Genomic DNA, 11,885 nt, shown 5'->3' on the forward strand with positions numbered 1-11,885 from the left:
ACACCGATCTGCTGATCCGTACCACCACGGTCGGTGACAGCGTTGACGAAGCGAACGAAACCTTCACCCTCGGTGCCACGCTGAGCAGCAACGGCAGCAGCTATGGCGACAGTGCCACCGCTACCATCGTCGACGACGACATCCCTTCCATCTTCTTCGGCGCGAGCGACACCGCCAGCGGCGACATCACCGTGCCGGAAGGCGAGCCGGCGACCTTCGAACTGCACGTCACAGCTGCTGCCGCCGGTAGCACGCTAGTACTGACGCTGGCTAACGGCAGCGCGCTGAGCCCCGACGATTATGCGGCCGGTACCTTCGAGTACAGTACTGACAACGGTGTCAGCTGGAGCAGCTACAGCGGTGCCATCGCGTTGGCCACAGGCGATACCGATCTGCTGATTCGTACCACCACGGTGGGTGATAATGCGGAGGAAATTGATGAAACCTTCACCCTCGGTGCCACGCTGAGCAGCAACGGCAGCAGCTATGGTGACAGCGCCACCGCCACCATTATTGATGATGACACCCCGACCATTTTCTTCGGTGCGAGCGACACCGCCAGCGGTGACATCTTGGTGCCGGAAGGCGAGCCGGCTACTTTCGAGCTGCACGTCACCAGTGCCGCCACCGGCAGCACGCTGCAGCTGACCCTGGCCGACGGCACGGCGCTGAGTCCGGCGGACTACGCTTCCGGTACCTTCCAGTACAGCACCGACAATGGCGTCAGCTGGACGATCTACAGCGGTAGCATCGCCTTGGCTGCAGGTGATACCGATCTGCTGATCCGTACCACCACAGCGGAGGATAGTGTCGACGAGGCCGATGAAACCTTCACCCTCGCTGCCACGCTGAGCAGCAGTGGCAACAACTATGGTGACAGCGCCAGCGCCACCATCGTCGACGACGACACCCCGAAAATCTTCTTCGGTGCGAGTGACACGGCAACCGGCAACATTCTGGTGCCGGAAGGCGAGCTGGCCACCTTCGAGCTGCACATCACCGGCGCCGCCGCCGGCAGCACGCTGGTGCTGACCCTGGCCGACGGTACGGCGCTGAGCCCGGCGGACTACGCTTCTGGCAACTTCCAGTACAGCACTAATAATGGCGTCAGCTGGACCATCTACAGTGGCAGCATCGCCTTGGCCGCCGGCGATACCGACCTGCTGATCCGTACCACCACGGCAGAGGATAGTGTCGACGAGGCCGATGAAACCTTCACCCTCGGTGCCACGCTGAGCAGTAACGGCAGCAGCTACGGCGACAGCGCCATCGCCACCATCGTCGACGACGACACTCCGAAAATTTTCTTCGGCGAGAGCGACACCGCCAGCGGCAACATCACCGTACCGGAAGGCCAGCTGGCTACCTTCGAGTTGCACATCACCGGCGCCGCCGCCGGCAGCACGTTGCAACTGACCCTGGCCGACGGCACCGCGCTGAGCCCGGCGGACTACGCTTCCGGCAGCTTCCAGTACAGCAGTGACGGCGGCAGCAGCTGGACGACCTACAGCGGCAGCATCACGTTGGCCGCGGGCGACAGCAACCTGCTGATCCGCACCACCACGGTGGATGACAGCAGTGACGAAGCAAACGAAACCTTCACCCTCGCTGCCACGCTGAGCAGCAACGGCAGCACTTACCAGGACAGCGCCACCGCCACCATCGTGGATGACGACTATCCGCCACCGGTGTTCTACGGTGATGACGGCGCTTGGCAGATGAACTACGACTCCAAGCACCAGACGTTCGACCTGCGTGCCAAGAGCGGCAACATCACCCTGTTCGCCGGCCGCACCATTCACTGGGACATCTGGGTCGACAATATCAATGCTGCCGGGCTCTCCCTGCTGGCATCGTCCTTGCCGACCGGCACCACCGGCTACTGGGAAAAACTGTATACCGCCAACGGTGACACCCTGTTCCGCTTCTACCTGACTGCCGGTGAAAACGATGTAGTGATGAGCCAGAGCAGCAGCACCGGGCAGTTCGAGATCCAGCTGCTTGGTGGCGGCATCTCCGATAGCACCAACGTGCACATCATCAACTCGGACGAGTACGTGAAACCGCACAGCAACTACGCGGATAACTACGCCACAGACTTTGACAGTGCTACGGCGGGCAACGATGCCGATCGTGACTGGCTGAGCAGTGATACCAATGGTGGCGAGTTTGCGGTCAGCGGCCCGGTATCGGTTGCCGGACAGACGCTGGATGTGCAGGGCGGCAATGACATGATTTACGGTAGTGTCGGCACAGACACCCTCAGCGGTGGTGCCGGTGACGATTTCATCGATGGTCGTGCCGGCAACGATACCCTGTATGGCGGTGCCGGTAACGACGTGCTGATGGGCGGGCTGGGCAATGACACCCTGTACGGCGGCGATGGCAACGATGTGCTGTATGGCGGTTTCGGCAATGACACGCTGATTGGCGGCGCGGGCAGCGACACCTTCAAGTGGAGCCTTGGTGATCAGGGGCTGGGTGGTGGTGCGGCCACCGATATCGTCAGCGTTAACGACTTTAAAACCAGTGAAGGTGACTCCCTCGATCTGCGCGACCTGCTACAAGGGGAAAACAGCAGTAATCTCCAGCAATACCTGCACTTCAGCGCGGACGGTAGCAACACGCTGGTCCAGATCAGTTACAGCGGTGAGTTCGACGGCAGTAACTATGGCACTGCCACCGATCAGCAGATTGTGCTGACCGGCGTGGCACTGGACACCCTGGCCGGGGTGGGGGCGACCGATCAGCAAATCATCGACATGCTGAAAAACAATTCCAACCTGAAAACGGATTGAGGCAAGGGGAAAAGGGGAACAAAAGGCCGGCAACGGCTTGAGAGCAGTCAGAGTCCACTGGCTGATCTCAGGCAGTTGCCGGTCTTTTTTTGTTATCCGAGGTTGGGCTTGCGGCCAACCTCACTTAAACTGGAACAGCAATTGCTAGTCTGTGTACAACTTTTGCCGGAGCGTTGCTGTGAATAACATACCGATGCGGGATTCCCTGGTACTGAACTCCCACTTTCAGCCCATCTATAGCTTGGCGCACCGGCGCACGGTTGGCATGGAGGCGCTGCTGCGGGCGTCGGAGGACGAGGTCTCGCTGTCGCCGCTGGAGGTGTACCAGCGCTATATCCGCCGCGACGAGCGGGTGGCGATGGACCTGGCGGTGTGTGCCGCGCATTGCCAGCGCTTTGCCGCCGCCGGCCATGCCCAGCGCTGGCTGTTCCTCAATGTCGATGCCATGACGCTGTCCGATCCTGACTATGCGACGCAGCTGGGCGAGATCATCGTGGCGTCCGGCATCGCGCCGCAGTCGGTGGTGCTGGAGGTGCTGGAGCAGGCGATCGAGCTGGATGCGCGGCTGCTGGAGGGGGTGGCGCTGTTGCGGGAGCAGGGCTGCCTGCTGGCGATCGACGATTTCGGCGTCGGCCATTCCAATATCGACCGGGTGTGCAGCCTGGAGCCGGATTTCGTCAAGTTTGACCGCCACCTGCTGCGCAGCGCGGTGACCCAGCAGCGCACGCGCACCCTATTGTCGCGCCTGGTGCGGCTGATGCACGAGATTGGTGCGCTGGTGGTGGTGGAAGGGGTGGAAAGCGACTCCGACGTGGTGGTGGCGCTGGATTCCGGCTGCGACCTGGTGCAGGGCTACTACGTGGCACGCCCTGCGGCGGTGCCGGACAGCGACCAGCTGATCACGCCGCGGCTCGACGCCAAGTGGGACGAGCTGATGAACCGCGAACTGCTACGGCGCAAGCTCAACCGTCGCCAGATGGAGTTGTCGCGGCAGGCCTTTGTGCAGACGGCGATCGCGCTGATGCAGGGTAGCGAATTCGAGGTGGCGGCAAAACCGATGTTGCAGCTGCCGGACGTGATCCGCTGCTTCCTGCTGGATCAGGAAGGCCGCCAGCAGGGGCGCAACCTCAATTCCGGGCGCAACGGGAACGGGGACAATCTGCGCTTTTCCCCGCTGGAGGACACCACCGGCGCGGTGTGGTCGCGGCGCGCCTATTTCCAGCACGCGATCGACCAGCCCGGTGTGCTGTACATGAGCGAGCCCTACCTGTCGATGACCGATACCCGCATCTGCGTCACGCTGTCGATGGCGATCGAGATCGACGAGGTGCAGCACGTGCTGTGCAGCGACGTGCTGATGCCGGGGGCGGGGCGCAGCCTGTAGCCGTTGCCGGCACCAAGCAGAAAGGTGACTCGCGAGTCGCCTTTTTGCTTGCCGTGGTGGTGCTCAGTTACCGGGCTGGATGCTGGCCGCCGGCGTCTCGGCCAGCGTTTCGAACAGGGTGACCACCTGCTGTACACCGCTGGTGCGGCTGGCGACATCGGCGGCGGCGGCGCCTTCGCTGGCGGTGACCAGGCCAAGCAGGTAGACCACGCCGCGGTCAGTCACCACCTTGATCGCTTGTGGCGGGTAGCCCTTGCCTTCCAGCAGGCGGGTGCGCACCTTGGTGGTGATCCACAGGTCATTGTTCTTCTGCGCCAGCGTCGCGACCGGTGCCACCACCAGGTGGTTGTAGACGCGCTGCACGTTCGGCGTGCCGCGCACCATCATCTCGATTTCCTGGCGTTGTGCCTCGTTCAGCGCCTCGCCGCTGATCAGCACCGCACGGTTGTAGCTGGTGATGCTGATGCGGGCGCCGGCAAAGCGTTCGCTGCTCTGGCGCAGCGACTTCAGCTCGATGGCCTGGTCCTCGACATAGGCGCCGCTGGTACGGCGGTCGGTGGCCACCAGCGCACCGGCAGCAACGCCGCCGGCAACCAGCGGGAAGCAGGCACTGAGACTGGCGGCGGCGCTGCTAGCCAGCAGCAGCGCGAACAAACGGTTTTTCATCATTCTCCTCCGAGCAGCATGCAATCGATGGCATCGCACAGCGCATGGATCAACAAGATATGAACTTCCTGAATGCGCGCGGTGCGCAGACTCGGCACATTCAGGTGGATGTCTTCCGGTGACAGGATTTCCGCGATCTGGCCGCCGTCCTTGCCGGTGAGGGCAATCACGCCCATGCCGCGTTCGTGCGCGGCATAGATCGCCTCGATGACGTTGGCGGAGTTGCCGGAGGTGGAGATCGCCAGTAGTAGGTCGTTGTGGTGGCCCAGCGCCCGCACCTGCTTGGAAAAGATCATGTCGAAATCGTAGTCGTTGCCGATAGCGCTGAGGATCGAACTGTCGGTGGCCAGCGACATCGCCGCCAGCCCCGGGCGTTCCTTCTCGAAGCGGCCGATCATTTCCGCGGCAAAGTGCTGCGCATCGGCGGCGGAACCGCCGTTGCCGCAGGCGAGGATCTTGCCCTCGTTCATCAGGCTGCTGACCATGCGCTCTGCGGCCAGCGCCACGGCCGGCGACAGCTCGTCCATCACCTGCTGCTTGATGGCGATGCTTTCAAGGAAGTGTCCGCTGACACGTTCGATCAAATCCATGTTTTTCCTTTGGTCGGTGGCGCTTAACCGAAAATGTTTTTCAGCCACCGGGCCTGTTCGCTGCCATCGAACAGCACGGCGTCGAAACGGCAGGGGGCATCAATGCGTTTGCTGCTGAGGTAAAGGTTGGCCGCAGTGTGCAGCTTGTGCTGCTTGGCGCTGCCGATGCTGGCGGCGGCGCCGCCGAAGTGGGCCGATTGCCGGGCACGTACTTCGACGAACACCCAGTAGGCGCCGTCACGCATCACCAGATCCAGTTCGCCCTGCCGGCAGTGCCAGTTGCGTTCCACCAGCGTCAGCCCCTGCAGCTGCAGGAAACGGCAGGCCAGCGCTTCGTAGTGGTCGCCACTGGCCTTGCTCATTGCGACTCGCCGCGGATGGCGGTCGGCAGCTCGCGCTGGATCACCCAGTCCTTGCCCAGTTGCAGGTCGCCGGTGACGCCACGCAGGCGGATGCTGGCCGGATTGCGACTCTGCCCCAGCGCCTTGCCGAGGCGGAAGGCATCCACTCCCAGCGCGTACAGGCGTTCGGTGGCCTTGGTCAGCGGCGTGGCCGGTCGGGCGATGCCGGCGGCGTCCGGGTGATTGGGCATCAGGAACCACGGCATGTCGACGAAGTGCACGCCGTCCAGTGCCGGTGCCGCTTGCCGGGTGTTGATCAGCGAGGTGGCGTAGGCGGCCAGTTCAGCCGGCAGCAGCGCACGGCTGGCCTCGGCCTCCTTGTCGTCCAGTGCCAGGAACACGCTGTCGGCACCAGCCAGCAGCGTGCTCAACTGCGCGCCGTCCGGCTGCGTCATGTTCAGTTCCAGCGGCGCGCTCGGATGACGCTGCGTCCAGCTCTCGCTGAAGGCGGCGCGCAGGCGTGTCGACAGCGCATCGTTATTGAACAGCACCAGCGGCGCCTTGCGGCCGTCGTCGCGCATCATGCGTGCGATCTGGCGCGCTTCGCTCTCGACCGCCAGCGACAGGCTCCATACCTTGCCGCCGGCCGGCGCCTTGCTCAGCGTATTCAGTACCAGTGTCGGCACGCTGGCCTGCGCCGCTACGTTGGCCGCACCCTCGCGGGTCAGCGGTCCGACGATCACGTTGGCGCCGGCCGCCAGCAGCTGCTGGTAGCCCTTCACCGCGTCGTTCTCGCTGGCCAGTGCGACGAAGCTGAGCTGGACGTTGCTGTCCTGCTGCGCGGCGGCGTCGAAACCGGCCTTCACCACCTGGGCGGCATCACCCAGCTGCGGTGCTTCCACCGGCAGCAGCAGCCCCAGATGCAGGCGTGGTTTGTTGTCGCTGAGCTTGGCGGCAGGCGTGGCGGGGGCCGCGACGGCAGGGCTGGCCAGCGGTGCGGAGGCAGCGCTGGCGCCGATGTTCCGGAGCGTTTGCTGATTTTGCTGAAGGATATAGCCCGGCGACTGTGCAGCGGCTACACTTGCCGCCATTAAAACGGCTGTGCCGGATAACCAGGGAGCCAAAACGTGCAGACAATGCTTGATCACTTGATGAATTCTGCCCAGGAAACGTTTGTCAACGGGTCATTATATGTGCTGGCCACGCCGATTGGGAATCTGGCTGATGTGACACTGCGCGCCATTGCCGGGTTCCACGCCGCGGACATTGTTTTGGCGGAAGATACCCGCGTCACCGGCAGCCTGCTGGCCGCCTACGGCATCAGCAAGAAACTGGTCAGCCTGCGCGAACACAACGAGCGCGAAATGGCGGCCAGCGTGATCCGCTGGTTGCAGGAGGGCAAGATCGTGGTGCAGGTATCGGACGCCGGCACGCCGGGCATTTCCGACCCCGGTGCCCGCCTGGCGCAGGCAGTGTGGGCCGCCGGCCTGCGCGTGGTGCCGGTGGCCGGCGCCTCGGCGGTGATCGCCGCCTTGTCCGCCAGCGGGCTGGATACCGCGCGCTTCCTGTTCCACGGCTTTTTGCCGCCCAAGCGCGGCCAACGTTGCAAGACGCTGCAGCAATGGCAGGACGCCGACTACGCGGTGGTCTGCTACGAGGCGCCACATCGCATCCTGGAGTGCGTGGAAGACGTCGCCGCCACCCTCGGTGCGGAACGACCGCTGATTCTGGCACGCGAGCTGACCAAGACCTTCGAGACCTTCCTGCGCCTGCCGGCAGCCGAACTGGCCGAGCGCATCCGCAGCGACAGCAACCAGCAGCGCGGCGAGTGCGTGCTGATCATCGACGCCGCCGCGCCGGTGGCGCAGACGGCGGACAGCCTGCCACCGCCGGCGCTGGCGCTGCTCGCCGAGCTGGCGGCGGTGCTGCCGACCAAGCAGGCGGCGGCGATTGTGGCGACGCATTACGACCTCAACAAGAAGCAGCTGTACGAGCGCGCGCTGCAGCTGAAAGTGGCGGACTGAGCTTTACAAGGCGTAATGCCGCTTATATAATGCGCGTCTTGGATTTTTTCGCCCGGGTGGCGAAATTGGTAGACGCAGGGGACTCAAAATCCCCCGCCGCAAGGTGTGCCGGTTCGAGTCCGGCCCCGGGCACCACGAAAAAATCTGAAGCACCGCATCAAACCCGCACAGCACAGGCTCTGCGGGTTTTTTGTTGTCTGCTTTTCGCCGCCAGCGGCTCCCGGTCGCTTGCCCCTGATCGCCACGGCGGCGCCGCGGTCGCCGTTTTCACATGGTGGCCGTACGAACAGTGAATGTCACGGGATGAGTCCCTCTCGATGTTCCGGTGCCGCGGATCACGGCAGCCGGTCGTGCTTCGGCTATAACACAGCGCAGGGTGGCCACGCGCCGTGCTGTCAGCGGGGGCGTGCTGATGCGGCCAAGCGGCCCCGCGCTGCCGTCGGAACAGGTTATCGGCGGCCTGCTTAATTCATCCGGAACAGGATTCTCCATGTCACTTGTCGATACCCACTTGCATCTGGATGCGGCGGAGTTTGCGGCCAACCGTGCGCAGCTGTGGCAACAGGCCCGCGCTGGCGGTGTCAGCCATGCCATCGTGCCGGCGGTGATGGCGGATACCTTTGACGAAGTGCTGGCGATGCGGGAACAGTTCGGCGTCGATGTCGCCTTCGGGCTGCATCCGCTGTATCTGGCGCGGCATCGGGATGAACATCTGGAACTGCTGGCCGACTACCTGGCGCGGCAACGTCCGGTTGCGGTCGGCGAGTGCGGGCTGGATTTCTTTGTGCCGGGGCTGGATCCGCAGCAGCAGGAATACTGGTTGCAGGCGCAGCTGAAGCTGGCGCGCCGCTTCGAGCTGCCGGTGATCCTGCATGCGCGCCGTTCGCATGACCGCATCCTCAAATACCTGCGCCAGCACAAGGTTCGTGGCGGCGTGGTGCACGCCTTCAACGGCAGCCTGCAGCAGGCGAATGCCTTTATTGATCTGGGCTTCTGCCTCGGTTTTGGCGGCGCGATGACCTACCAGGGTTCGCAACGCATCCGCAGGTTGGCCGCAACGCTGCCACTGTCGGCGATCGTGCTGGAGACCGATGGCCCGGACATCCCGCCGGAGTGGGCACCGGCGGTACCGAATACACCGGACAACCTGCCCAGGATTGCCACGGTGCTGGCCGCGCTGCGCGGTGTGCCGCTGGCCGACATCGCCGCCGCGACGGCCGCAAACGCGGCGCGGGTGTTCCCGGCCATGCTGGTGCCGTAGCGCCGGCGCCGCTTGCCCGCGAGGTGGACGTAAAAAAAGTGGCCGGATTAACCGGCCACTTGGCGTTGGGCTGCACTACTTATGTTTATGGTTTCGGCTTGGCGACGCGGCGTTTGACGGCGGCCTTCGGTTTCACCGCACCCATCGGTGCCTGTTCCTGGAAGGTCACCACCACGCGGCGGTGGCTAGGATCGGTCGGTGCCAGGTTCGGCAGCAACTTGCTGCTGCCGTAGCCGACGCTGTCCAGACGGTCCGCCGGCACGCCCTTGGTGATCAGGTAGTCGCGTACCGCGGCGGCACGACGCTGCGACAGCGGCAGGTTATGGCTGGCGCCACCGGTGGTGTCGGTATGGCCTTCCACCACGAAGCGCTTGCTGCCCAGCTCCGGCATCAGCAGGGTGCTGGCCAGCTGGTCCAGGGTCGGGTTGCTTTCTGGGCGGATGCGAGCCGAATCCAGATCAAACTGCACCTGCACGTTCACCGAGACATTGCGCTCGATGGCCGACGGGGTGGTCTTGGCGACGATGGTGTCGTCGGTAAAGGACTTGGCGGCGATCTTGCTCTTGTCCAGCGGCGAGGCTGGGGTGTAGTCGGACGGGCAGGCCGGTACGGTCAGGTCGTCGACGCTGGCCAGCGAGCTGTCCTGTGGCTTGATCTGCATCACTTCCAGCAGGCGGCCGGATTCACCCAGTACGCGGTAGATTGCCAGTTGCTGGTTCAGCTCGGCGTTGAGCAGCTCGCGGCGGGCGTCGAACAGTTCGTTTTCGCTGTCCAGCAGGTCAAGCAGGGTACGCTGGCCGATGTCGAACTGGCGACGATAGGCGTCGCGCGCCTTTTCGGTGGACAGCTGGTGCTGGCGCAGCGAGTCGAGCTGGCTGGTCAGCTTCGACACGTCGTTGTAGGCGATGCTGACCTGCTGGCGCATGTCGCGGCAGGCCTTGATGCCCAGTGCTTCGGCTTCGCTCTGGCGTTCGGCGGAGGAGGCCAGGCGGGCGCGGTCGGCGCCGCCACGGAACAGGTTCATGTTCAGGATCAGTTCCACCGCCTGCTGCGAATTGCGGCCCTTGATGCCGTCTTCGTTATGGGTGATGTCCTTGGTGGCGCGCAGGTCCAGCGTCGGCGAGAAGGCGCCGCGACGGACGCGTACATCCGCTTCGGCCGCGCGGTAGAAGGAACGGGCAGCCAGCAGCGTCGGGTTGTTCTTGTCCGCCAGCGGCATCACCTGGTCGCCGGCCGGCAGCAGGCCCAGGTCCAGCACCGGCAGCTTCAGTTCTGCCGGCGGTGCCTCGCCGATGATGCGGGCGTAACGCGCCGAGACATCGTGCAGGTTGGAAATCTCGTTGATCAGGTTGGATTCGGCCAGACCGAGACGGCCGTTGATCTGTTCCAGATCCACGCGGCGGCCGACGCCTTGCGTCACGCGCTGCAGGATCTGTTCGTAGATGCCCTTGTGGATGGCGTAGTTGTCTTCGGCGATCTCAACCAGCTTGCTGTAGCGCACCACGTCGATGAAGGTGCGCGACGCTTCCAGACTCTGCTGTTCGGCGGCGGCCAGGTACTCGAAATAGCGGGCGCGGCTGGTATAGTCCAGCTGCTTGACCTGGTTCACGGTCATGAAACCCTGGAACAGGTTCTGGTTCAGCGTGGCGGTGTAGCCATGACGGTTGAACGTACGGCTGTTGACGGAACCGTCAGTCTGCGGCTCGCGCAGGCGCTCGCGACCGGTGTTGTAGCTGAGGTCGACGGTAGGGAAGAAGCCGGCACTGGCGACACCCTTTTCTTCCGCGGTGGCGCGGAAGTTGTACCACTTCATGCCCACTTCCGCGTTGTTTTGCACCGTTTGCGTGATGGCATCCTTTAATTCGAGCGCAAAGGATGCGGAAGGGATAACCATGGTCAATAATGCGGCCAGGGTACAACCGTAGAGGTGTTTGCGGCGGAAGTTCATGATAGCCTCGACATGCCAGTAATTATTAATCGGTCAGTTGCAAGTAATTCAATATTACCTTAAGACAATGTATTGTCGGAAGTGATTTAAGCAGTGTCAAGGGAAAGATAGTTCACCATTGACAGTATAGATAGGCGGATTTCCACACAGGTCACGGCCCGCATGCTTGGCAACAGCTTCATTCACAAGATCGCAGTCTGCGCGGCAACGTTATCCCGGTGTTGGAGGAGAGCCTTGCTGGCCGTGCCTTTGCTGCTGGCGCTGGCCGGGCTGGTGCTGGCGGAACTGAGTGCGGAGCGGGTGCAGCAGCTGTACGGCGTACAGGCGCTGCGTGTTTACCGCGACTGGCAGCAACTGCTGTTGCAACTGCGTCGCGATAGCAATGAAATCAATCGCGTGCAGAACGTAAATCAATTCTTTAATCAGAAATTAAAATACGTTGAAGATGCGGACTTGTGGCGGCAAGCGGACTACTGGGCGACGCCGCTGGAAAGCATGGCCAAGGGGGCCGGCGACTGCGAGGACTTTGCGCTGGCCAAGTACTTCACCCTGCGCGAGCTGGGCGTGGCACCGCAGAAACTGCGCATGATCTATGTCCGTGCCCGCATCGGCGGCCCGGCCAGCACCATCACCCAGGCACACATGGTGCTGGCATACTATGCCGAGCCGACCGCCGAGCCGCTGGTGCTGGACAACCTGATTTCCAGCATCAAACCTGCCTCGCAGCGTAGCGACTTGCAGCCGGTGTTCAGCTTTAACGCCGACGGCATCTGGGTCGGCGCTGGCGCGGCCCCCAACTCCAGTGTCGACCGGCTGACCCGCTGGCGACAGTTGATCGACAAAATGAAGGCCGAAGGCTTTATTACCTGAAAG

At 63.3% G+C, this 11,885-nt stretch carries 10 protein-coding genes and 1 tRNA gene; 6 read left to right on the top strand and 5 right to left on the bottom strand.

Translation table 11 applies throughout. The annotated features are described in order from the left end of the window. Together PQU89_RS15355 and PQU89_RS15360 are read left to right on the top strand one after the other, a co-directional pair. A partial coding sequence (locus PQU89_RS15355) for a Calx-beta domain-containing protein (protein ID WP_272766582.1) occupies positions 1–2,798 on the top strand: 2,798 nt, incomplete at its 5' end. A 193-nt stretch (positions 2,799–2,991) separates the two neighbouring features. Then, on the top strand, positions 2,992–4,182 hold the full coding sequence (locus PQU89_RS15360) for a sensor domain-containing phosphodiesterase (protein WP_272766583.1): 1,191 nt from the start codon (positions 2,992–2,994) through the stop codon (positions 4,180–4,182). 63 nt (positions 4,183–4,245) lie between these two features. Here the strand turns inward: PQU89_RS15360 and PQU89_RS15365 are convergent, their stop codons facing one another. From PQU89_RS15365 to PQU89_RS15380, 4 genes are read right to left on the bottom strand one after another with little or no spacing between them, the layout of a single operon-like run. Then, positions 4,246–4,848: a BON domain-containing protein gene (locus PQU89_RS15365; RefSeq protein ID WP_272766584.1), complete on the bottom strand. Its 603-nt coding sequence runs from the start codon at positions 4,846–4,848 to the stop codon at positions 4,246–4,248. Further along, the gene (locus PQU89_RS15370) at positions 4,848–5,438 is read right to left on the bottom strand and encodes a phosphoheptose isomerase (protein ID WP_047968209.1); all 591 of its coding nucleotides are present in this window, start codon (positions 5,436–5,438) and stop codon (positions 4,848–4,850) included. Before PQU89_RS15370 ends, PQU89_RS15365 begins: the two co-directional genes overlap by 1 nt. Before the next feature lie 23 nt (positions 5,439–5,461). Continuing rightward, positions 5,462–5,800, bottom strand: coding sequence for a YraN family protein (locus PQU89_RS15375; protein WP_272766585.1), 339 nt, complete (start codon positions 5,798–5,800; stop codon positions 5,462–5,464). Further along, the gene (locus PQU89_RS15380) at positions 5,797–6,870 is read right to left on the bottom strand and encodes a penicillin-binding protein activator (protein ID WP_272766586.1); all 1,074 of its coding nucleotides are present in this window, start codon (positions 6,868–6,870) and stop codon (positions 5,797–5,799) included. Before PQU89_RS15380 ends, PQU89_RS15375 begins: the two co-directional genes overlap by 4 nt. A 60-nt stretch (positions 6,871–6,930) precedes the next feature. Here PQU89_RS15380 and rsmI point away from each other — a divergent pair, with 60 nt between their 5' ends. The 3 genes from rsmI (at position 6,931) to PQU89_RS15395 (ending at position 9,064) form a co-directional block, all read left to right on the top strand. Further along, entirely contained in the window at positions 6,931–7,803 is an 873-nt protein-coding gene (rsmI, locus tag PQU89_RS15385) for a 16S rRNA (cytidine(1402)-2'-O)-methyltransferase (protein ID WP_272766587.1), read from the top strand. 50 nt (positions 7,804–7,853) lie between these two features. Next, a tRNA-Leu gene (locus PQU89_RS15390) sits at positions 7,854–7,938 on the top strand. 355 nt (positions 7,939–8,293) lie between these two features. Continuing rightward, entirely contained in the window at positions 8,294–9,064 is a 771-nt protein-coding gene (locus PQU89_RS15395) for a TatD family hydrolase (protein ID WP_272766588.1), read from the top strand. 85 nt (positions 9,065–9,149) lie between these two features. Here PQU89_RS15395 and PQU89_RS15400 read toward each other — a convergent pair whose 3' ends face one another. After that, positions 9,150–11,012, bottom strand: a complete 1,863-nt coding sequence (locus tag PQU89_RS15400; RefSeq protein ID WP_308446599.1) for a TolC family outer membrane protein — start codon at positions 11,010–11,012, stop codon at positions 9,150–9,152. Positions 11,013–11,255: 243 nt separating this feature from the next. Between PQU89_RS15400 and PQU89_RS15405 the strand changes: the two genes are divergently transcribed. Next, positions 11,256–11,882, top strand: coding sequence for a transglutaminase-like cysteine peptidase (locus PQU89_RS15405; RefSeq protein ID WP_272766630.1), 627 nt, complete (start codon positions 11,256–11,258; stop codon positions 11,880–11,882). Positions 11,883–11,885 lie beyond the last annotated feature (3 nt).

The organism is Vogesella indigofera, from assembly GCF_028548395.1.
Lineage (GTDB): Bacteria > Pseudomonadota > Gammaproteobacteria > Burkholderiales > Chromobacteriaceae > Vogesella > Vogesella indigofera_A.